This window comes from Neisseria subflava (assembly GCF_003044935.1).
GTDB lineage: Bacteria > Pseudomonadota > Gammaproteobacteria > Burkholderiales > Neisseriaceae > Neisseria > Neisseria subflava_E.
Genome location: NZ_POXP01000001.1, coordinates 588,851 through 609,297, shown reverse-complemented (window position 1 = coordinate 609,297; position 20,447 = coordinate 588,851). Strand labels below are relative to the sequence as shown.

Sequence of the window (20,447 nt, the reverse complement as noted above, 5' to 3'; positions counted from 1 at the left end):
CTCAATGTTTTGCCCCTTCTGCGGCAGAATATTGTGCAAAGGCTTAAGCCAGACAAGTTTCAGACGGCCTTTTTATTGTGAAAAGAGCTGCTTATGTTAAAAAAATGGCTGCATAAGGTGTTGCCTAAAAAACACGTCAAGTCGTTGCCCGAAAAGGAGATTATTCCGCTTGAGCAACACGGTATCCATGCGGATATGTTGAGCTTTGCCGCTGAGAAAATTGCCAAACGCCTGCATGAAGCCGGTTTTCAGGCTTATGTTGTGGGCGGTGCTGTTCGGGATTTGCTGCTCGGGGTCGAGCCCAAAGACTTTGATATTGCAACCGATGCCACGCCGGAGCAAATCCGCAAAGTATTCCGCCGCAGCCGCATTATCGGCCGCCGCTTCCAAATCGTTCATGTGATGATCGGTCCTGAAACCATTGAAGTCACGACGTTCCGCGGTGGCGATAAGGTTCAGCAAAATGCGCAAGGCCGCATTATGAAGGACAATACTTACGGCAGCATTGAAGAAGATGCCATGCGTCGCGACTTTACTTGCAATGCGCTGTATTACGACCCGATTAAAGAGGAGATTTGGGACTTCCATCAGGGCGTGGCTGATGTTGCCGATAAAAAATTGGTGATGATAGGCGATCCTGCCGAACGCTATCAGGAAGATCCTGTCCGTATTCTTCGCGCCGTCCGTTTGTCGGGTAAATTGGGTTTTGAAGTGGAAGAGCAAACGGCTTTGCCGATTGCTGAATATGCAGGCCGTCTGAAAAATGAGCCTGTGGCCCGTCTATTTGATGAAATTTTGAAAATCCTGTTTTCCGGTTATTCTCGTGCCTGTTTGAAACGGTTGAACGAGTTGGGTATTCCCAAAGGCATCCATCCGCTTTTAGATGCCTTGAAAACGGCTGAAGCAGCCGACAAACGTATGATTATGTTGGCCTTGAAAAATACCGATGAGCGCCTTCGTGCGGATAAGTCCGTTTCCGTCGGTTTTGTATTGGCGGCGGTATTGTGGCCGACACTAAACGCCATTTGGCAACGCAATCAAAGCCATGGTCAAAAACCTGTCCCTGCGTTGATGGATGCGATGAACACCATGCGCGATACGGTAGAGAAAGGTTGGGGCGTACCGCAACGATTTTCTGCAACCATGCGTGAAATTTGGCAATTTCAGCCGCAATTCGACAATATGCGCGGCGCACGCCCATATCGTCTGCTATCACAAGCCCGTTTCCGAGCTGCTTATGATTTCCTGATTTTGCGTAGCGAGGTTGGCGAGGTTGATAAAGAGATGGCTTCTTGGTGGACAACTTTCCAACATGCCGATGAGGAAGCACGCCAGCAAATGACTGCGGCTAATGATCACAAACGTCAGAAACAAAGTGGATCAACTGATGGCAAACCCAAACGTCGCCGCCGTCGTCCGAAAAAGAAAACCACTGAGGCTGAATAAATTATCAAAATTAGTTTAAGGCCGTCTGAAACGATTAAATCTTTTGAGATTTGGTTTTCAGACGGCCTTCGTATTTCAAAAAAAACCGCAGGTCTTTCAACCTGCGGTTTGCTTTTATGATTTGTTTTCTTCGCTGTCGAGGAAGCTGCGGAGACGGTCGCTGCGGGTAGGGTGGCGCAGCTTGCGCAGGGCTTTGGCTTCGATTTGACGGATACGTTCACGGGTTACGTCAAATTGTTTGCCGACTTCTTCGAGCGTGTGGTCGGTATTCATATCGATACCGAAACGCATGCGCAACACTTTGGCTTCGCGCGGGGTCAGGCTTTCGAGGATTTCTTTGGTTACTTCGTGCAGGCTGGTGTACATCGCAGCTTCTGCCGGCGCAATGTTGTTGGCATCCTCGATGAAGTCGCCCAAGTGCGAATCGTCGTCATCGCCAATCGGTGTTTCCATGGAAATCGGCTCTTTGGCGATTTTCATGATTTTGCGGATTTTGTCTTCCGGCATTTCCATCAGCTCGGCCAGTTTGGCGGAATCAGGTTCTTCACCGGTTTCTTGCAGGTATTGGCGCGAGATACGGTTCATTTTGTTGATGGTTTCAATCATGTGAACCGGAATACGGATCGTACGCGCTTGGTCGGCGATGGAACGGGTAATCGCTTGGCGGATCCACCATGTGGCGTAAGTCGAGAACTTGTAGCCGCGACGGTATTCGAATTTGTCCACCGCTTTCATCAGACCGATATTGCCTTCTTGAATCAAATCAAGGAACTGTAAGCCGCGGTTGGTGTATTTTTTGGCAATGGAAATAACCAAACGCAAGTTGGCCTGAATCATTTCCTGTTTGGCGGCTGAGGTTTCTTTTTCGCTCAACACCATGTTTTTGTTGATTTCTTTCAACTCTTCGATGGAAATGCGGGTTTCAGCTTCCATGTTTGCCAACTCTGTTTGTTTTTCGAGGATGGCGTGGCGGAAACGATCCAACGCGTTTGCCCATACACGGCCTTTGGCTACTTCTTCTTCTACCCATTCCAAATCGGTAATGGCAGGCAGGAAGTTTTTGATGAAGTAGTCGCGCTCCATACGGACGCGGTCGATACAGATGTCACGGATTTCGCGTTCGAGTTTGCGGATGTTTTCAACGCGGCTGCGCAGGCTGCTGCTCAGGTTTTCGATTTGACGTGTGGCAAAACGGACTTCTAACAGTTTGTTGGCAATGGCATCTCGGTGTTTCAGGTAGTTGGCGTGTTGGCTGCCGTGTTTTTCTAACTGTTTGATCATTTTGCCGTATTCGCTCTCGATAAAGGCGAAGTGTTCTAAAACTTTTTGTTTCAGTTCGGCCAAATGGGCAGCGGATATGGCTTCAGAGTCGCCGCCGGAGTCGTCTTCATCTTCCTCGTCGCCATCTTCATCATCGCTATCGGTTTCGCCTTCTTCGTCATCAGGTTTGGCATTTTCCAAATGACCCAAGCCTAATTCGTTCAATAAGACTTCATTAGGGTCGATGATCGCTTCAACCACTTCATCCACACGGATTTCGTCGTTGCGGACTTGCTCGATCAACGCCAGAATTTCGGCAATCGAACCTGGGCAGGCGGAGATTGCCTGCACCATGTTTTTCAGTGCATTTTCGATTTTTTTGGCGATGATGATTTCGTCTTCACGCGTTAACAGATCGACTTGCCCCATTTCACGCATATACATGCGCACAGGGTCGGTTGTACGGCCGAATTCTGAGTCTGCGCTGGAGAGTGCTGCTTCGGCTTCTTCAACGGCATCGTCGTCAGTCATAGCGGCGGCGTTGTCGCTCAAGAGGATGTCTTCAGCATCGGGGGCTTGTTCGGTTACTTGGATACCCAAGCCGGAAATCATGCTGACGATGTTGTCGATTTGCTCGGCGTCGGACATATCGTCGGGCAGGGCATCGTTAATTTCAGAATAAGTGATGTAGCCGCGTTCTTTACCCATGATAATGAGTTGGCGCAGACGCGCGCGCTGCTCTTCGATACTCAAGGGACGGTTGTCGTCTTGGTCTTGGTATTCTTCGTAGTTTTGGTTTTTAGACATGGATTGCTCTCTAGGTTGATAGGATGCCGACGGTTTACGGTGATGTGGCCGTACCTGAAGGCGGAGCAGAGCTTTTTGTTGTGAAATCAGATTTCACTTTAATACTCTGAGGCCGTCTGAAAATATTACAGATGGAGTGTTCTGCGTGTCATGTTTCGCAGCGTGTGTTTAGATTGTTCAGACGGCCTGAGGGGTTAGTTTTGCTTTGCCGTCAAAAGCGACAGCAAAAGTCTTTTTTCATTTTCGGTCAAACCAGTTTGAATACTTTTTTGCTTTAAAGTTTCGATTTGACTGTATTTTAATTCATTTAACAACTTTTTCATGCCGATTTGGAAACTTTCGCAATCTTCTTCGTTATCCCCTTCCATTTCTTCAGAGTGAAGGGTCGATAAAAAGATTTGATTGACGGTTTCCTCATAGGGTGAACCGCGCATATATTCAAGCACTTGTGCAGTTGCAGGAGTTGTATCGTGATGCTTGATGGTTTCGGCCAAATTGGCAAGGCAGGCAAAATCGCCGCTTAAAGCAAGATAATCGGGCAGGTCTATATATGAAGCCCAAGCCGGATTTATCAAGAGGCTGCGTATCTGTCTTTGAACCAGCGTCAGCATGGTTGGCTGTTTGACAGAAATAGGCGGCAGTTTGTAACTTTTTTGTTTGACGTGCCGTTTTGGCGCTTCTTGTCCGAGTAATTGGGCGAGGTTGTCCGGGTCAATGCCTACGAGCTCGCTGAGTTTTTGTTTCAGAAGATAGCCCAATGCCGGCGCGGTAATCTGAGCCAAGAGCGGAGAACTGGTTTTGACCAATTCTGCTTTGCCTTCTTGCGTATTGAGGTTGAGGCCGTCTGAAAGATGTTCCCAAAAGTATTCCGATAGGGGCTTGCTTTGGTTTAACAAGGCATCTTCAAATTGCGTCTTGCCGTAGGCGCGGATGTAGCTGTCTGGGTCGTGTTCTTCAGGCAGGAATAGAAAATGCAGCGATTTATCGTCTTTTAATTGCGGCAACGCATTTTCCAGCGCGCGCCAAGCCGCTTTACGCCCCGCGCTGTCGCCATCAAAACAAAAATAAATACTGTCTGCCTGACGCATCAGGATTTTGACGTGTTCCGCCGTGGTTGCCGTACCCAAAGCCGCTACGCCGTAGCCGACGCCGAACTGCGCCAATGCGACCACGTCCATGTAGCCTTCGACTACCAAAATTCGTCCAGCCTCTTTTACGGCAGCACGCCCTTCATATAGCCCGTAAAGGTTTTTCCCTTTGTCAAACAAAGGCGTATCGGGCGAGTTCAGGTATTTGGGTTTGGAGTCGTCCAATACGCGACCGCCAAATCCGATAACCTGCCCACGCGGATTACGGATAGGGAACATAATCCGATGGCGAAAGCGGTCGTAATGTTTGCCTTCGTTATCAATGACCATGCCCGTATCTACCAACGCAGTATTCGGATAGGGTTGGAACACTTGTGCCAAAGGTTGCCAACCGTCAGGCGCATAGCCCAAACCATAATGCGCGATGACTTCCGCACTCAAGCCGCGTTTGTCCAAATAAGCCTTTGCTGCCGGATTGAATTTCAACTGTTGCGCATAAAAATCTGCTGCCGCTGCCGTCGTTTCTTCCAAAGTTTGTTGCTTTTTTTTACGTTCGGCACGGATTTCGGGATTGTCTTCCTGCCCGCGAACTTTAGGCACCGTCATACCGACGCGATCAGCCAAAAACTGCACCGCCTCCGGAAACGACAGCCCCTGATGTTCCATCACAAAACCAATCGCCGAACCATGAGCCCCGCAACTGAAGCAATGGTAAAACTGCTTGGTCGGGCTGACCGAAAACGAAGGCGTCTTTTCCTTGTGAAATGGACAGCAGGCCATATAGTTCGCCCCGCCTTTCTTCAGCGGAACCTGCTCGTCGATAATATCGACAATATCGACTTTGGACAAAAGCTCGTCAATGAAATCAGATGGAATCATGGTTCAGCAGAAGAGGATGGACGGAAAACATTTCAGACGGCCTTATAAACAGACAAAGGCCGTCTGAAAATGGAATTTTGGATGAGGGTTGAGATGAGTTTTGTATTATAGCAAATTGTTGTAATACATGTGTCTTATCCTTTTGAGGTAGAGTATTAATCATCGTATTTCATTCATTATTAAGATGGATATAATGTCGTTAAAGCAAAGGCTGTCTGTAAGATATTCAGGCGGCCTTTGCTGTTGGTTTATTTTTCGAATTAGTTGCGCTTTCATGGTATGAATATGATAATGAACACATATTCCAGATTTTAGAAAGCTAGTTTCTTATGAAAGATTTTGCCCGTTTGCTCAATCATCCCGATATTTCCTTTTCTCCGATTCCAGATGCCATTAAAGTTGATAACCCTGCAACAGGTGAGGCTTTGGGTTTTGTCCGTAAGACTGATTCAGACGACCTGAAGCTTTTGATTCAAAAGGCAGAGACGGCACAAAAATTATGGGCGGCAAAAACTGCGTTGGAGCGGGCCGATGTGTTGTGGCGCTGGTATTTTTTGATTAAAGAAAACAAAGAAGAACTGGCGCGTATCATGACGATGGAGCAGGGCAAAAGCCTGACTGAGGCGCGTGGTGAAATTGATTATGCGGCTTCGTTTGTGCGCTGGTTTGCTGAAGAAGCGCGGCGGATTGACGGCGATGTGCTGACAAGCGTGAAAACGTCGCAAAAAATGGTCGTGTTGAAACAGCCCGTCGGCGTTACAGCCGCGATTACGCCTTGGAACTTCCCGTCTGCGATGATTGCACGTAAGGCCGCACCTGCTTTGGCGGTGGGTTGCGCGATGATAGTCAAGCCCGCGTCGCTCACGCCACTGAGCGCGTATGCGCTGGCGCTACTGGCTTACGAAGCTGGCGTGCCACACGATTTGCTTCCCGTCGTCAGCGGTCGCGCTTCGGAAATCAGCCATGAATTTGCCACGAACCCGACCGTGCGCAAAATTAGTTTTACCGGTTCGACCGAAGTCGGCGCGAAAATTTTTGCCGACAGCGCGGCAGACATTAAAAAACTCAGTTTGGAACTGGGCGGCAACGCGCCGTTTATCGTGTTTGACGATGCCGATTTGGACAAAGCCGTCGAAGGCGCGCTGGCGAGCAAGTTCCGCAACAGCGGACAGACCTGCGTCTGCACCAACCGCGTTTACGCTCAATCCGGCATTTACGACGAATTTTGCCGCAAATTAAGTGAAAAAGTAGCCGCGCTCAAATTGGGCAACGGCTTGGAAGATGGCGTAAACCAAGGGCCGTTGATTGAGGAAAAAGCGGTCGAAAAAGTCGAGGAGCACATCGCCGACGCATTGGCTAAAGGCGCAAGTTGCCTGACCGGCGGCAAACGTAGCGCGTTGGGCGGAACGTTTTTTGAGCCGACTGTTTTAAGTGGTGTTACGGCACAAATGGCGGTAGCTCGCGAGGAAACCTTCGGGCCTTTGTGTCCGGTGTTCCGTTTTGAAACCGAAGCCGAAGTCATCGCGGCCGCCAACGATACGGAATACGGTTTGGCGGCCTACCTCTTCACTTCCGACACCGCCCGCCAATGGCGCGTCGGCGAAGCTTTGGAATACGGTATGGTCGGTATCAATACGGGCTTAATCAGCAATGAAGCGGCACCTTTTGGCGGCGTGAAACGCAGCGGTCTGGGACGCGAAGGCAGCAAATATGGCGCGGATGAATATTTGGAATTGAAATATTTGTGCATTGATGTAGCGGAATAAAGCTGCACAGTAAAGGCCGTCTGAAATTTGGTTTTCAGACGGCCTTTTTTAAACGCAGAAAAGGTATTGGATAATTTTCATATTATGAGAACGAGCGCTTTATAAAGAAGCAAAACCATAAGAAACAAAGTTGCAAAAGTTTTGTCACATGTATATAAAATTATTTTGATAATTTTTTTATGTTTTTAATCTTGCAAGGTGCTTATTTCGAGTTTCTAGCAGTGGTTTTTCTTTGAGTGATGGCAGCGGGAATTTTGGATAATACAACCGTGAGCAAGGAAGGATTGTTTTTTGCTCACATAGTGTGGCTCATATCGATAGCGTGGGAACTTTATCCAGGCTGCAATGTTTGAAAAAAAGGTGATGTGAATGTTGAAGAAATTTTTAATTCTGTTTTGCGTAGTTTTCACCGGCGCATGCAGTTCATTTGATGGGGATGGTTTGACAAATGGCTCATATTCTCAAGGAAAACATCTTGATCCGAATTGTGATCATTATGCTGTCGGCGGTAGTGGTGGCGGTTGTACACCGTCAGGTCAATGGCATATTAAAGATAAGCAAGGACAAAGAGTGCCATTCTAGCTTTTAAAAATGATTGTAGAATGGGCATTTAATTATTTAGGCCGTCTGAAATTTGGTTTTCAGACGGCCTTTGTTTTAGAGTAGATCCTGGATGGCTGAACGTTCTTCTTCCAATTCGGCCAGCGTGGCGGCAATACGTTTTTGGCTAAATTCGTCCGACAAATCTAAGCCTTGGACGATGCGGTAGCTGCCTTCGTCACAAATGACGGGGAAGCCGAAAATCAAACCTTCGGGAATGCCGTAAGAGCTGTCGGATGGAACGCCCATGGTTATCCATTTACCGCTGCTGCCGAGCAACCAGTCGCGCAGGTGGTAGATGGCGGCATTGGCGGCGGAAGCTGCGGATGATGAACCGCGTGCGGCGATAATGGCTGCACCGCGTCCGGCGATTTTTGGCATGAAGACTTCGGTGTTCCAGTCGGGTTCGGTAATCATGTCTTGGACGGACTCGCCGTTGCTGGTGGCGTAGCGGTAGTCGGCATACATGGTCGGGCTGTGGTTGCCCCAGACGCACATTTGCTCGATGGAAGTAATCGGGCGGTTGATTTTTTCGGCAATTTGGCTGACGGCGCGGTGATGGTCAAGACGCATCAGGGCGGTGAAATTTTCCGGCGGGATGTCGGGTGCGGATTTCATGGCGATGTAGGCGTTGGTATTGGCCGGATTGCCGACGACGAGGACTTTAACGTTGCGATGGGCAACTTTGTTCAACGCCTCGCCTTGTACTTTGAAAATTTCGCCATTGGCATGCAACAAGTCGGCACGTTCCATGCCTTGCGTGCGCGGACGTGCACCAATCAAGAGGGCGATGTCGGCATCTTTGAAGGCGACTTCGGGGTCGTCTGTGGCGAAGATGTCGGCAAGGAGCGGGAAGGCGCAATCCTGCATTTCCATAATCACACCGCGCAAAGCCTGTTGCGCCTGCGGCAAGTCGAGCAGCTGCAGGATAACGGGTTGGTCGCGTCCGAGCATGATGCCGCCGGCGATACGGAAGAGGGTGGCGTAGGCGATTTGGCCTGCCGCGCCGGTAACGGCGATTCGAACGGGTGGCTTGAGGGTCATATTTTTCCTTTTGAAGTCGTTGTTTTACTTGGTTTTCGGATTATAGCAGTATTATGTGGCAAATGATGTAAGAAGGCCGTCTGAAGTTTGATTTTCAGACGGCCTTGAGTGTTTGAAAAGATTATTCGCCACTTTTCTTTTCAGCTTGTTCTTCTGCTGCTTCATAGGCTTCGACGATTTTCTGTACCAAAGGATGGCGGACGACGTCTTCGCTGGTGAAGGTGTGGAAATACAGGCCTTCTACATCGCGCAGTTTTTCGCGTGCATCTTTCAAGCCGGATTTGATGTTGCGTGGCAGGTCGATCTGGCTGATGTCGCCGGTAATGACTGCTTTGGCACCAAAGCCGATACGGGTCAGGAACATTTTCATTTGTTCGGGCGTGGTGTTTTGCGCTTCGTCCAAAATGACATACGCGCCATTTAAGGTGCGGCCGCGCATATAGGCCAGCGGCGCAATTTCAATCAAACCTTTTTCCATCAGTTTGGTGACGCGGTCGAAACCCATCAAATCATACAGTGCATCGTAAAGCGGTCGCAGGTAGGGATCGACTTTTTGCGCCAAATCGCCCGGCAGGAAGCCTAATTTTTCGCCTGCTTCGACTGCGGGGCGAACCAAAACGATGCGTTCGATTTGATGTTTTTCCATGGCATCGACTGCTGCGGCAACGGCAAGATAGGTCTTACCCGTACCGGCAGGGCCTAAGCCGAACACGACATCGTGGTTGAGCAAGGCACGGATATAGCCATTTTGGCGCGGGGTACGGCCGCCGATGCTGCCGCGTTTGGTGCGGAAATAGTATTGTTGGTCGTGGTGTTTTTCTTCGTGTTTTTCATCTGCGGTTTTTGCTTCAACGGCTGCGAGGCTGATGGCGTTGTCGTCCAAGTCGCCTTTTTCTGCGGCTTCGGCGAGCGACAGCAAGGCACGGCGGCCGGCGTGTGCCAGTTCTCCCATGAAGGTGAAATGTTCGAAGCGGCGGCTGATTTGGATATCAAGGGCTTTGCCTAAGGCTTCGAGATTGCTGTCGAGCGCGCCGCACAGGCGTTGCAACACGGTATTGTCAATTTCTTCAAACTGCAGATGGACGGTGTGGGTCATATCGGTTTCCGTAAATAAATCTAATTTTTCCGTATTATACCCTTGTTCAGACGGCCTGATTTATAATACGTCGCTTCTTTTTAATAAACCGTTTCAATCAAAATGAATCACACTGCTTCTCCTCAATCGGAATTTCTGCGCGGTATCAAAGAATGTTCCCCCATGCTGATCGGCTTGTTGCCGTGGGCGCTGATTTTGGGCATGCAGGGCGGGCAGAAAGGCATGAGCTGGCTGGAAATGCTGTTGATGACGGGCATGAACTTTGCCGGAGGTTCGGAATTTGCCGCAGTCAATTTGTGGGCAAATCCTTTGCCGATTCTGCTGATTGCAACGGTAACGTTTATGATTAATTCGCGCCATATTCTGATGGGTGCGGCGATTGCACCGTATATGAGGGATATGCCGCTGAAAAAGGCGATGCCCGCGCTGTTTTTTATGTGTGATGAAAGCTGGGCGATGGCGTTTGCTGAAATTCAAAAACGTAAGGTGGCAGGTTTGCCTGCATTCAATATGCCGTTTTATGCCGGCGTGTGTTTTATTTTGTATGTAACTTGGATTGGTTTTGCGGCGTTTGGCGCGGCAGTTGGCCCGATGTTCGGCGATGTCGCGGCTTGGGGCTTTGGTATGGCGTTTCCTGCGGTGTTTTTAGTGTTGCTGCGCGGTATGTGGAAGAGCTTTACGGCTTCACGCCCTTGGTTTGTCAGTCTGATTGTGGCATGCGCAACCTATTTGACCGTGGATGGCGCATGGTATGTTCCGGCCGGAACATTGTCGGGCTTGTTGGCGGCGTATTTGTGGGGAGAGCAAAAATGAAGGATTTGTTGTCGCTGCAAACGTTTTTGCTGTTTTTAAGCATGTTGGCCGTTACTTATTCAACCCGATTAATCGGCTTTTTTGCATTGCGCAACCGTACATTGAGCCGTCGCGCGCAAGTGGTTATGGAGGCTGCGCCGGGTTGCGTGTTGATTTCTGTAATTGCGCCTTATTTTGTGTCGGACAAACCGCATGAGCTGATTGCCATTGCTTTGACGGTATTGGCGGCCAGCCGGTTTTCGATGTTGGTGACGGTATTAATCGGTGTTGGCACTTCGGGCATACTCGGTTATTTGATGAAATAAAAAATTTTCAGACGGCCTTACTTGTTATAATGGCCGTCTGAATTTTTTGATAAAGCAAAAACATGGCAAACCAACGACTCATCTATGGCTTTCACGCCGTTAATGCCCGTTTGTGGCAAAACCCGAAATCGATTACCGAACTCTATATCCAAGAGGGAAAATCCGATGCGCGCACCCGCGATGTATTGGATAAAGCGGCCTCTGAAAACGTACGCGTGCATTTTGCCGATGCCGATCGCCTGAATGCCATCAGCAAAGGGGCGCGCCATCAGGGCGTGGTCGGGTTTATCGACGCTTCCAAAAACCATGTTCACTTGGAAGATGTGTTGGAAAACCTGAGCGAACCTCCGTTTTTGCTGGTATTGGACGGCATTACTGACCCGCACAACCTCGGCGCGTGCCTGCGTACTGCCGATGCGATGGGCGTGCATGCTGTGATTGCACCCAAAGACAAAAGTGCCGGCCTGAATGCGACCGTCAGCAAAGTTGCCTGTGGCGCGGCGGAAACCGTGCCGTATATTACCGTAACCAATCTTGCCCGTACTTTGCGTGAATTGAAAGAATACGGCATTTGGATTGTCGGCACAGACATGGGCGGCGACTCCGACCTTTACCACTGCGACCTGCCTGACAGCGTGGCTTGGGTAATGGGCAATGAAGGCGAAGGCATGCGCCGCTTGACACGCGAACATTGCGATATGCTGGTATCGATTCCGATGTTTGGTACGGTAGAAAGCATGAACGTTTCCGTCAGCGCAGGCATGGTATTGAGCGAAACCCGCCGTCAACGGGTGTTGAAATCGGAAAAATAAAAAGTTTAATTAAAAGGCCGTCTGAATGTTTTTCAGACGGCCTTTTTCAGGTTTTATTCTTTAACCAAAGGACCTGATTTCTTTTCGCTACCGGCGGCAATGCGAACCAATTGGAGAAATTCCGATTTCAGTTCAAACGGATCGTCGCCTTGGACTTTCTGTACCATTTTTTCAATGTCGCTCCAGCCAAGTTTGCCGTTGTATTCGCCGCCGCGCAGGGCTTGGGCATAGGAAGCTGCGGCAAGAGCGAGCAGGGTGTCTTTATCGGCTTGCTCCAGCGGTTTGCTGCCAACGGGAATTGCTTGTTCCATCAGCTTGCTGTCTTTTTCCCCAGGTAGTTTGTAGCGTACTTTGACAAAGGCGTATTCGTTTTTACTGCCTTTGACGGCAGGGGCTTTTTGATAGCGTGATTCGTTCAGCCAGCCATTTTTGCCTGCCGGAATGATTTCATAGATGGCGGTCACGCTGTGGCCTGAGCCGATATCGCCCGCATCTACTTTGTCATTGTTGAAGTCTTCATTGCGCAGGGTGCGGTTGGTGTAGCCGACCAAGCGGTATTCTTTGACTGTGGCAGGATTGAATTCAACCTGGATTTTGACATCTTGCGCAACAGTGGCCAGCGTGGAAGTCAGTTGCTGCTGCAGAACTTTTTTCGCTTCTTTTTCGTTGTCGATATAGCTGTAATTGCCGTCGCCTGCATCGGCAATTTGTTCCATCATGTCTTCGTTGTAATTGTCTGTACCGAATCCTAGCGTGCTGAGTGAAACACCGGTTTTACGTTTTTCGGCAACCATGGATTTGAGCGTTTCGGTATCAGATACGCCAACGTTAAAGTCGCCATCGGTCGCCAGCAGGATACGGTTGATGCCGTTGGGTACAAAGGCTTTTTGTGCTTGCTCGTAGGCCATGCGTAAAGCGGATTCGCCTGAAGTCGAGCCTTCGGCCTCCAGTTTGTCGATGGCCTTCAGGATAGTTTCTTTATCAGCACCTGATGTGGGTGGAAGTACCAGCTCTTCGCCTGATGAATAGGTAATCAGGGTAACCTTGTCCTGAGGACGTAATTGTTGGGTCAAGATACGCAGCGTTTTTTGAACCAACGGAAGTTTATTTTCTTCATCCATGCTGCCGGATACGTCCACGAGGAACACAAGATTGGCAGGCGGCAGGTCTTTCTTTGCCGTGTCTTGTGCTTGGATACCGATTTTGATCAGCTTGGCTTCCGGTTGCCATGGAGAATCAATGGTTTCAGTATGAACGGCAAATGGACGGCCGTCAGTAGGCAGTGGATAGTTATAAGGGAAGTAATTGACGATTTCCTCAACCCGTACAGCATCTTTAGGCGGCTGTTCGCCGTTGTTCAGAAATCGGCGGACGTTGGCGTAGCTGCCGGTATCGACATCGATGCTAAATGTGGAAACAGGCTCTTGGGCAACGGATTTGACTGGTTGGTCAGGTTGTTCTTGGTAGCGTTCAGTGTTTTCTGTAAGAGACAGATTTTCTTCAGCAACGGCAGCAGCAGGCAATGCTGAGTCCGGTGCGCCCTGAAGATTTTCGGTTGACGAGTCTGATCGGTCGAGAGGACCGGAACACGCAGTCAAAGCTGCCAAAGTGAGTATAGAAACGGTTTTCAGGAAGAAACGGGGCATGATTTAAACTCCTGGGAAATATCACATGCTGATTATTAAAAGTGTTGATGGCAGTGTATTGGCAGAGTTAACGCTGGTGCTGAGTCACTTTTTTTGAATTTTAATGTGTGAATAGTGGGTTAAGTTTAAATCAGGACAAGGCGGAGCAATGCGGTACTGGTTTAAACTTAACCCACTATGTTTATGACTTGTGCAAGATTTTGTCGGGCTGAGACGATTTTGTAAAGGCCTCAGCTCTGATTTATCTTACATTAACTTTTCTTCCGACGACGCTCGCCCGGCAGCAGCATATCCGCCCATTTGATGATGTTGGCGACTTCTGCCGGATTAAGTTCGTAGAACTGGCCGCGTTTGAGGCGGTTTGGCAGGCCGATGGGGCCGAAGCCTACGCGGACAAGGCGGCTGACGGTCAGGCCTTGGCTTTCAAAAATACGGCGTACTTCGCGGTTCCGGCCTTCTTTGATGACGACGTTGTACCATTTGTTTGCGCCTTCGCCGCCTTGTTCGTAGATGCGTTCTACTTTAGCCAAACCATCTTCGAGCATCACGCCTTCTTCGGTCAGGACGCGCATTTGTTCGGTGGTCAACTCGCCCAATACGCGTACGGCGTATTCGCGTTCGACTTCAAAGCTGGGGTGGGCAAAGCGTTGAACCAGCTCGCCGGAAGTGGTCAGGATCAAAAGGCCGCTGGTATTGATGTCCAAACGGCCGATGGCTACCCAGCGGCTGCTGGCTGCTTGTGGCAGGCGGTCGAAAATGCTGACGCGTCCTTGCGGGTCGTCGCGGGAAACGATTTCGCCTTCTTGTTTGTAGTAGAGGATGATGCGTGGCAGGCGGTCTGCCCATTTGAGTTTGATGATACTGCCTTTGACGGTAACGTGGTCGTCGGGTGTGACTTTTTCGCCCAATTGGGCTACGCGGCCGTTGACCGTTACCCAGCCGTTGCTGATCCATTCTTCCATTTCTCGACGTGAGCCGACACCGGAAGCAGCCAGGACTTTTTGCAGGCGCTCGGGTTCAAAGCGTGAAAGGTCGCTGCGGCGTTCTTTCAAATCGCGGGCGTGCTCCATGATTTTTTGGTTGGGATTGCGGACAACCAGTTTTTTGGCTTTGGCAGCACGTTGTTTAGGCGCGGTATTTTGAGCTTTGGGGCCGTCTGAAACTTTTTGGCCGTAAGGTTTGCCTGATGTTTTGCGTTCGTCGTCGGGACGTTTTTTATTGGCAAAGGATTTGGCCGGTTTGGAAGGTTTTTTGGCGGTAGATGATACGCCGTCGCGCCATTGGCGTTTGCTGGAAGGCTGTTTGGACATGATTTTTCCTAACTCGCTTGAAAAAGCGGTTCTTCTGCGGCGGTTGCGGCAGGGGTTGGATTGGGGGAAAAGGCCGTCTGAAAATCAGATTCAGACGGCCTGCCGATGAAAGACTGTATTGTAACTCAACCAGTAAATTTTTGTTTGAAAATCCGAAAATTATGGTGAAAGGCGTTCGCGTATCCAGTTGCCGTCAACTAGGCGGTATTGGATGCGGTCGTGCAGGCGGCTGGGGCGGCCTTGCCAGAATTCGATGCGGTCGGGAATAACGAGGTATCCACCCCAATGCGGCGGGCGGGGAACATGTAGGGGGTGTTTGACACCGACGGCCGCGGCCTTGGCCACCAATACGGCTTTGCTGGAAATCACTTCGCTTTGCGCGCTTGCCCATGCGCCGATACGGCTGGTATATGGGCGGCTTTCAAAATATTCGTCCGAAGCGGCGGCGTCGAGTTTTTCAATGCGTCCTTCAACGCGCACTTGGCGTTCGAGTTCCGGCCAGAAAAAAGTCATGGCGGCAAAAGGGTGCGCTGTATAGGAACGGCCTTTTCGGCTATGGTAATTGGTAAAGAAAACAAAGCCTTTTGGGTTGACTTCTTTTAGCAGTACCATGCGGCTGTTGGGCCTGCCGTCTTCGCCCACGGCGGCAACGTTGACCGCGGTCGGTTCGTTGACTTCGGCGTGAATGGCTTCGTTCAGCCATTGCTCGAATTGGATAATCGGGTCGGCGTGGCATTCGGCTTCCGACAGCTCGCGTTTGCTGTAATCTTCGCGGATATTGTGCAGATCCATGATTTTTCTCCTTAGGTCTGACTGAATCATACTCCGTTTTTTCAGACGGCCTCAAGGGCATTTGTGTATAATCGTAGCCCTTTCCAATATAGAACAATACGGAGTCCTGTCATGCAAACCGAAGTCGAACTGAAAATCTTAAATCCGAAAATGGCCGATTCCCTGCCTGCTTATGCAACGCCCGGTTCTGCCGGTTTGGATTTGCGTGCCTGCTTGGATGAAGCTGTTGTATTGCAGCCGGGCGATGTATATCTCGTTCCTACCGGTTTGGCGGTGTATTTGGCCAACCCTGCGTATGCAGCCGTTTTGTTGCCGCGTTCCGGCTTGGGTCATAAGCACGGTATTGTTTTGGGCAATTTGGTCGGTTTGATTGACTCGGATTATCAAGGCGAATTGAAGGTTTCTCTGTGGAACCGTGGTAAAGAAGCGTTTACCATCGAGCCGATGGAGCGCATCGCGCAAATGGTGATTGTACCGGTTGTCCAAGCTGCGTTTAAGGTTGTGGACGAGTTTGCTGCCAGCGAGCGGGGTGAAGGCGGATTCGGCAGCACCGGCAAAGCCTGATAATTTAAAAGGCCGTCTGGAATGGGATAAATTGAAATATTTGATTTCGGTTTGCCGCTGTTCAGACGGCCTTTTTGTTGTGCCAACCTTTGCATAATTACACACAAGATTGCATTTTTATATCTTGTCTGTATGACCAACGCACCCAATAATACAGGCCGTCTGAAACCTTTACGGAGCGTTGTTATGTCCCGCCCCTCACTTTTTCTGCCTTTGTTTTTGATTATCTTTGGCGCGATTTGGTTTTTACGTGCTACGGATATTTTGCCTGCGACATCGACCATGATTGCCGGCGCATTAATTATTTTGGGCTTTGCCGTGTTGATGATGGACGGCATCAACAAACAGTCTATCGTTTCCGGCCCGATGCTGGTTTATATCGGTACAGCCATTTATCTGCACATGAGCTACTGGATTTACCTCTCGCCGTTGCTGGCCATCGGCATGGTTGTGTTGGGTTGCCTGCTGTTGCTCTCGCGCAGCGACATGATTCCTGAGAAACACACAAAATAGAAAGATGAGAGATTTGGGTTTTGCCCTATAAAGGCCGTCTGAACAATGGTATAATCCGCCGATTCAGACGGCCTTTTTTATTGTGGTTTAAATTTGAAATTTACCCTCCCGGCCGCACCGTTTTCTTACATTTTGCAAAGTTTCCGCCATGACCCAAGACAAAATCCTTATTCTCGACTTCGGCTCGCAAGTTACCCAGCTGATCGCCCGCCGCGTGCGCGAAGCCCATGTTTACTGCGAACTGCATTCTTTTGACATGCCTTTGGAAGAAATCAAAGCCTTCAACCCGAAAGGCATCATCCTCTCCGGCGGCCCTAATTCCGTTTACGAATCCGATTATCAAGCCGATACCGGTATTTTTGATTTGGGCATTCCGGTTTTGGGTATCTGCTATGGCATGCAATTTATGGCGCACCACTTGGGCGGCGAAGTTAGCCCGGGCAACCAACGCGAATTCGGTTATGCGCAAGTTAAAACCATCGACAGCGAGCTGACACGCGGCATTCAAGACGATGCGCCTAATGCGCTCGACGTCTGGATGAGCCATGGCGATAAAGTTTCCAAACTGCCTACCGGCTTCTCTGTCATCGGCGACACCCCGTCTTGCCCGATTGCCATGATGGAAAATGCTGAGAAACAATTCTACGGTATCCAATTCCACCCTGAAGTGACCCACACCAAACAAGGCCGCGCGTTGTTGAACCGCTTTGTCTTGGATATTTGCGGCGCACAACCAAGCTGGACCATGCCGAACTACATCGAAGAAGCCGTTGCCAAAATCCGCGAACAAGTCGGCAGCGACGAAGTGATTTTAGGTTTGTCCGGCGGCGTGGACTCTTCCGTAGCGGCCGCGCTGATTCACCGCGCCATCGGCGACCAACTGACCTGCGTGTTTGTTGACCACGGTTTGTTGCGTTTGAACGAAGGTAAAATGGTGATGGACATGTTTGCCCGCAACTTGGGCGTACGCGTGATTCACGTTGATGCCGAAGAGCAGTTTTTGGCGAAACTTACCGGTGTGACCGATCCAGAGAAAAAACGCAAAATCATCGGTGCGGAATTTATCGAAGTATTTGACGCTGAAGAGAAAAAACTCACCAACGCCAAATGGTTGGCGCAAGGTACGATTTACCCTGACGTAATCGAATCCGCAGGCGCAAAAACCAAAAAAGCCCACGCCATCAAATCCCACCACAACGTCGGCGGCCTGCCTGAAAACATGAAGCTCAAGCTGCTTGAGCCTTTGCGTGACTTGTTCAAAGACGAAGTACGCGAATTGGGCGTGGCTTTGGGTCTGCCGCGCGAAATGGTGTACCGTCATCCGTTCCCGGGCCCGGGTTTGGGCGTGCGTATCTTAGGTGAAGTGAAAAAAGAATACGCCGACTTGCTCCGTCAAGCAGACGATATTTTCATTCAAGAATTGCGCAATACTACCGATGAAAACGGTACATCTTGGTACGACCTGACCAGCCAAACCTTTGCCGTATTCCTGCCCGTGAAATCCGTCGGCGTAATGGGCGACGGCCGTACTTACGATTACGTCGTTGCTTTGCGTGCCGTGATTACCAGCGACTTTATGACTGCGCACTGGGCTGAATTGCCATACTCGCTGCTTGGCCGCGTGTCCAACCGCATCATCAACGAAGTCAAAGGTATCAACCGTGTGGTTTATGATGTCAGCGGCAAACCGCCTGCCACAATTGAATGGGAATAATCCCTAAATAAATAAAGGCCGTCTGAACAGATATTGTTCAGACGGCCTTTATTTATTTAGGGATTAAGCCCAATTAAAATTGATTTTTCAATTCACGCAAAGCGGCAAAGACTTCGAGTTCGCTGTTTAATTTTCGTCCGCTCAATTCTTCGGCGCGTGCCTGAACTTGGGGCAGGTGTACGCGGAAAAACGGATTGACTTTACGTTCGTGCGCCAGGCTGACAGGTAGTGTCGGCGTGTGTTCGGCTGCGGCCAAGGCCGTCTGAATGTCGGCATTATCCGGCTCGATATGCAGGGCAAAGCGCAGATTTGGGGCGGTATATTCGTGCGCCGGATAAAACAGCGTTTCTTCGGGCAGCTGGTTGAATCGATGGAAGCTGTCGTAAAGCTGCTCGATTGTGCCGGTAAATACGCGGCCGCAACCGGCGGAAAACAAGGTATCGCCACAGAAAACGTGCAGGCCGTCTGAATTTTCCAACAGATAGCTGATGTGGCGGTCGGTATGGCCGGGGGTTGCCCAAACGGTAACCAAGCCTTCGCCAAACGGGAACTGCGTACCTGCGGTGACGGTATGCGTTGCTACGTCGATATCGCTTTCGCCATAGATCGGGGATTCTAAAAAGCCGTGGAACAAGCTTTTTGCGCCGCCGGTATGGTCGGGGTGCGGATGGGTAATCCATGTTTGCGCCAGCATCAGGCGGTTGTGGACGAGGAATTTCAAAACGGGCGTAGCATCGGACGGATCGACGCAGGCGGCATGGTTTCCTTCTTGAATCATCCAGATGTAGTTGTCGTTTAGGGCTTGGATTGGCGTGATTTTCATATGCTTTCTTCTGGTTGGGGGTTTCAGACGGCCTCTAAATAATCTTTGATATTCGGGCTTTGGCCGAACACGGCTTCATGGGCTTGATGGATGCACAGTCGGTTGAACAGCAATCTTTGGGTTTGGTCGCCGTCGATAATCCGCACTTGACCTTGCAGTTTGGGCGCGTCGTGATGAAAGGTATTCTTAAACACGTGCCAACGGTCGGTTTGCAGGTGGACGACGGCAAACATATCGTGCGAGATATTAACGCCGACGCTGAATAGCTTGGCCGAGGCTTGCAGGCAGAAACTGCTGTCGCCAAACAGGCACAGCCCTGTGTTTTCCGGATAGCGGAACAATTCGATTTTCACGGCTTCGGGTTCGGTAAAGATGTTGCAAAACAGCCGTTCAAACAACGACGGCTGCGCCACGCCTTCGCTCAACATGCCGTAAAGCCCACCCAGCCAATCGACATAGCCGAGAAAAGTGAAACGGTAGTCCTGCATAATGGCTTCGATACGCTTGGGGTCGCGTTTGCTGATCAAGCGGACAAATTCAAAACCGACTTCCGGCAGCCGCGCCCGAAGCGTTTGATGCAGGCGGTGGGCAAACAGGTTTTTATGGTTGTGCGGATTGCGCAGGATACCGAGGAATTTCAGCCGCAATATCCGCCACAACGTATCCGGTACTTTGACGGTATCGGCATTTGCCGTAGTTGTTTTCAGACGGCCTGCAGGTAAAGTGCGCAGATGATTGCAGGCTTCTTCGTAGCCGCTTTCATGACGGTTGAACCAGCTTTCCAGATTATATTGGTTGGAGGAGTCTTCGACAAAGGTCAGCGTATAGAGGTTTTTCGCCGCCAAGTTTCCGATGATGTTGACGCTTATCGCTTCGCTGCGGTTTTGTTCTTTGCCGCGGGCTTTTTCGCCAGTATGGAACATTGACAAGGGCAGCTTGTAAACATTCTGATTCTGCGGGCTGACCTGCGGATTATGCGCATGTTGCCGCTGCTCGGTTTGAGCGATGAAGTGGTGTTCCTTCGTCGGATTCGCGGTCAACAGGGCGTAAGGCTTTTCTCCGCATTCGGAAAATTCGCAATCGCTGAGGATAAAGGCTTGTCGAGTCATAATGTCGGGAAAGGCCGTCTGAATATGTCGATTATAGCTGATGGGGAGCTAAGGGGGATT

General features: G+C 50.1%; 18 protein-coding genes. 9 read left to right on the top strand and 9 right to left on the bottom strand.

Going from position 1 to position 20,447, the window contains the following annotated elements:
• Nucleotides 1-93: 93 nt before the first annotated feature.
• Nucleotides 94-1,446 (top strand): polynucleotide adenylyltransferase PcnB, encoded by a 1,353-nt coding sequence (locus DBY95_RS02920; RefSeq protein ID WP_107723329.1) that lies wholly within the window; start codon nt 94-96, stop codon nt 1,444-1,446.
• A gap of 114 nt (nt 1,447-1,560) precedes the next feature.
• Here DBY95_RS02920 and rpoD read toward each other — a convergent pair whose 3' ends face one another.
• Together rpoD and dnaG are read right to left on the bottom strand one after the other, a co-directional pair.
• Complete coding sequence (gene rpoD / locus DBY95_RS02915; RefSeq protein ID WP_107723328.1) at nt 1,561-3,513, bottom strand: RNA polymerase sigma factor RpoD; 1,953 nt, start codon at nt 3,511-3,513, stop codon at nt 1,561-1,563.
• Nucleotides 3,514-3,707: 194 nt separating this feature from the next.
• A complete protein-coding gene (gene dnaG / locus DBY95_RS02910; RefSeq protein ID WP_107723327.1) occupies nt 3,708-5,480 on the bottom strand; it encodes a DNA primase in 1,773 nt (590 codons plus the stop codon).
• A 329-nt stretch (nt 5,481-5,809) separates the two neighbouring features.
• Here dnaG and DBY95_RS02905 point away from each other — a divergent pair, with 329 nt between their 5' ends.
• Together DBY95_RS02905 and DBY95_RS10550 are read left to right on the top strand one after the other, a co-directional pair.
• Nucleotides 5,810-7,246 (top strand): NAD-dependent succinate-semialdehyde dehydrogenase, encoded by a 1,437-nt coding sequence (locus DBY95_RS02905; protein ID WP_107723326.1) that lies wholly within the window; start codon nt 5,810-5,812, stop codon nt 7,244-7,246.
• Nucleotides 7,247-7,615: 369 nt separating this feature from the next.
• Nucleotides 7,616-7,828 carry a hypothetical protein gene (locus tag DBY95_RS10550; protein WP_159068465.1) on the top strand — a complete coding sequence of 71 codons (213 nt, stop codon included), beginning with the start codon at nt 7,616-7,618 and terminating at the stop codon, nt 7,826-7,828.
• Nucleotides 7,829-7,903: 75 nt separating this feature from the next.
• On the opposite strand, the gene DBY95_RS02900 is transcribed toward DBY95_RS10550, so the two are convergent.
• The gene (locus DBY95_RS02900; RefSeq protein WP_107723325.1) at nt 7,904-8,890 is read right to left on the bottom strand and encodes a malate dehydrogenase; all 987 of its coding nucleotides are present in this window, start codon (nt 8,888-8,890) and stop codon (nt 7,904-7,906) included.
• A gap of 121 nt (nt 8,891-9,011) precedes the next feature.
• Nucleotides 9,012-9,986, bottom strand: a complete 975-nt coding sequence (locus DBY95_RS02895) for a PhoH family protein (RefSeq protein ID WP_070590856.1) — start codon at nt 9,984-9,986, stop codon at nt 9,012-9,014.
• A 102-nt stretch (nt 9,987-10,088) separates the two neighbouring features.
• Between DBY95_RS02895 and DBY95_RS02890 the strand changes: the two genes are divergently transcribed.
• From DBY95_RS02890 to rlmB, 3 genes are all read left to right on the top strand, one after another.
• Nucleotides 10,089-10,799: an AzlC family ABC transporter permease gene (locus tag DBY95_RS02890; RefSeq protein ID WP_107723324.1), complete on the top strand. Its 711-nt coding sequence runs from the start codon at nt 10,089-10,091 to the stop codon at nt 10,797-10,799.
• Nucleotides 10,796-11,104: an AzlD family protein gene (locus tag DBY95_RS02885; RefSeq protein WP_107723323.1), complete on the top strand. Its 309-nt coding sequence runs from the start codon at nt 10,796-10,798 to the stop codon at nt 11,102-11,104. The genes DBY95_RS02890 and DBY95_RS02885 overlap by 4 nt, the downstream gene beginning before the upstream one ends.
• Nucleotides 11,105-11,166: 62 nt before the next feature.
• Nucleotides 11,167-11,916 (top strand): 23S rRNA (guanosine(2251)-2'-O)-methyltransferase RlmB, encoded by a 750-nt coding sequence (gene rlmB, locus DBY95_RS02880; protein WP_004520319.1) that lies wholly within the window; start codon nt 11,167-11,169, stop codon nt 11,914-11,916.
• A gap of 53 nt (nt 11,917-11,969) precedes the next feature.
• Here the strand turns inward: rlmB and DBY95_RS02875 are convergent, their stop codons facing one another.
• The 3 genes from DBY95_RS02875 to pdxH all read right to left on the bottom strand — a co-directional run bounded on the left by DBY95_RS02875 (nt 11,970) and on the right by pdxH (nt 15,664).
• Complete coding sequence (locus tag DBY95_RS02875; RefSeq protein WP_107723322.1) at nt 11,970-13,562, bottom strand: vWA domain-containing protein; 1,593 nt, start codon at nt 13,560-13,562, stop codon at nt 11,970-11,972.
• 251 nt (nt 13,563-13,813) lie between these two features.
• Nucleotides 13,814-14,872: a pseudouridine synthase gene (locus tag DBY95_RS02870; protein ID WP_003686367.1), complete on the bottom strand. Its 1,059-nt coding sequence runs from the start codon at nt 14,870-14,872 to the stop codon at nt 13,814-13,816.
• Between the two features lie 159 nt (nt 14,873-15,031).
• Complete coding sequence (gene pdxH, locus DBY95_RS02865) at nt 15,032-15,664, bottom strand: pyridoxamine 5'-phosphate oxidase (protein WP_107723321.1); 633 nt, start codon at nt 15,662-15,664, stop codon at nt 15,032-15,034.
• Nucleotides 15,665-15,775: 111 nt separating this feature from the next.
• Here pdxH and dut point away from each other — a divergent pair, with 111 nt between their 5' ends.
• The 3 genes from dut to guaA all read left to right on the top strand — a co-directional run bounded on the left by dut (nt 15,776) and on the right by guaA (nt 18,455).
• Nucleotides 15,776-16,228 carry a dUTP diphosphatase gene (gene dut / locus DBY95_RS02860; RefSeq protein ID WP_107723320.1) on the top strand — a complete coding sequence of 151 codons (453 nt, stop codon included), beginning with the start codon at nt 15,776-15,778 and terminating at the stop codon, nt 16,226-16,228.
• A 186-nt stretch (nt 16,229-16,414) separates the two neighbouring features.
• On the top strand, nt 16,415-16,741 hold the full coding sequence (locus tag DBY95_RS02855) for a hypothetical protein (RefSeq protein WP_199903847.1): 327 nt from the start codon (nt 16,415-16,417) through the stop codon (nt 16,739-16,741).
• A gap of 148 nt (nt 16,742-16,889) precedes the next feature.
• Entirely contained in the window at nt 16,890-18,455 is a 1,566-nt protein-coding gene (guaA, locus tag DBY95_RS02850; RefSeq protein ID WP_107723318.1) for a glutamine-hydrolyzing GMP synthase, read from the top strand.
• Between the two features lie 73 nt (nt 18,456-18,528).
• Here the strand turns inward: guaA and gloB are convergent, their stop codons facing one another.
• Nucleotides 18,529-19,278 carry a hydroxyacylglutathione hydrolase gene (gene gloB / locus DBY95_RS02845; protein WP_107723317.1) on the bottom strand — a complete coding sequence of 250 codons (750 nt, stop codon included), beginning with the start codon at nt 19,276-19,278 and terminating at the stop codon, nt 18,529-18,531.
• A gap of 23 nt (nt 19,279-19,301) precedes the next feature.
• Nucleotides 19,302-20,387, bottom strand: coding sequence for a hypothetical protein (locus DBY95_RS02840; protein WP_107723316.1), 1,086 nt, complete (start codon nt 20,385-20,387; stop codon nt 19,302-19,304).
• Nucleotides 20,388-20,447 lie beyond the last annotated feature (60 nt).

Bases quoted from the DNA above. Each gene is read 5' to 3' on its own strand.
- DBY95_RS02920 (WP_107723329.1), top strand. From the start codon at position 94: ATGTTAAAAAAATGGCTGCATAAGGTGTTGCCTAAAAAACACGTCAAG.
- rpoD (WP_107723328.1), bottom strand. From the start codon at position 3,513: ATGTCTAAAAACCAAAACTACGAAGAATACCAAGACCAAGACGACAAC.
- dnaG (WP_107723327.1), bottom strand. From the start codon at position 5,480: ATGATTCCATCTGATTTCATTGACGAGCTTTTGTCCAAAGTCGATATT.
- DBY95_RS02905 (WP_107723326.1), top strand. From the start codon at position 5,810: ATGAAAGATTTTGCCCGTTTGCTCAATCATCCCGATATTTCCTTTTCT.
- DBY95_RS10550 (WP_159068465.1), top strand. From the start codon at position 7,616: ATGTTGAAGAAATTTTTAATTCTGTTTTGCGTAGTTTTCACCGGCGCA.
- DBY95_RS02900 (WP_107723325.1), bottom strand. From the start codon at position 8,890: ATGACCCTCAAGCCACCCGTTCGAATCGCCGTTACCGGCGCGGCAGGC.
- DBY95_RS02895 (WP_070590856.1), bottom strand. From the start codon at position 9,986: ATGACCCACACCGTCCATCTGCAGTTTGAAGAAATTGACAATACCGTG.
- DBY95_RS02890 (WP_107723324.1), top strand. From the start codon at position 10,089: ATGAATCACACTGCTTCTCCTCAATCGGAATTTCTGCGCGGTATCAAA.
- DBY95_RS02885 (WP_107723323.1), top strand. From the start codon at position 10,796: ATGAAGGATTTGTTGTCGCTGCAAACGTTTTTGCTGTTTTTAAGCATG.
- rlmB (WP_004520319.1), top strand. From the start codon at position 11,167: ATGGCAAACCAACGACTCATCTATGGCTTTCACGCCGTTAATGCCCGT.
- DBY95_RS02875 (WP_107723322.1), bottom strand. From the start codon at position 13,562: ATGCCCCGTTTCTTCCTGAAAACCGTTTCTATACTCACTTTGGCAGCT.
- DBY95_RS02870 (WP_003686367.1), bottom strand. From the start codon at position 14,872: ATGTCCAAACAGCCTTCCAGCAAACGCCAATGGCGCGACGGCGTATCA.
- pdxH (WP_107723321.1), bottom strand. From the start codon at position 15,664: ATGGATCTGCACAATATCCGCGAAGATTACAGCAAACGCGAGCTGTCG.
- dut (WP_107723320.1), top strand. From the start codon at position 15,776: ATGCAAACCGAAGTCGAACTGAAAATCTTAAATCCGAAAATGGCCGAT.
- DBY95_RS02855 (WP_199903847.1), top strand. From the start codon at position 16,415: ATGTCCCGCCCCTCACTTTTTCTGCCTTTGTTTTTGATTATCTTTGGC.
- guaA (WP_107723318.1), top strand. From the start codon at position 16,890: ATGACCCAAGACAAAATCCTTATTCTCGACTTCGGCTCGCAAGTTACC.
- gloB (WP_107723317.1), bottom strand. From the start codon at position 19,278: ATGAAAATCACGCCAATCCAAGCCCTAAACGACAACTACATCTGGATG.
- DBY95_RS02840 (WP_107723316.1), bottom strand. From the start codon at position 20,387: ATGACTCGACAAGCCTTTATCCTCAGCGATTGCGAATTTTCCGAATGC.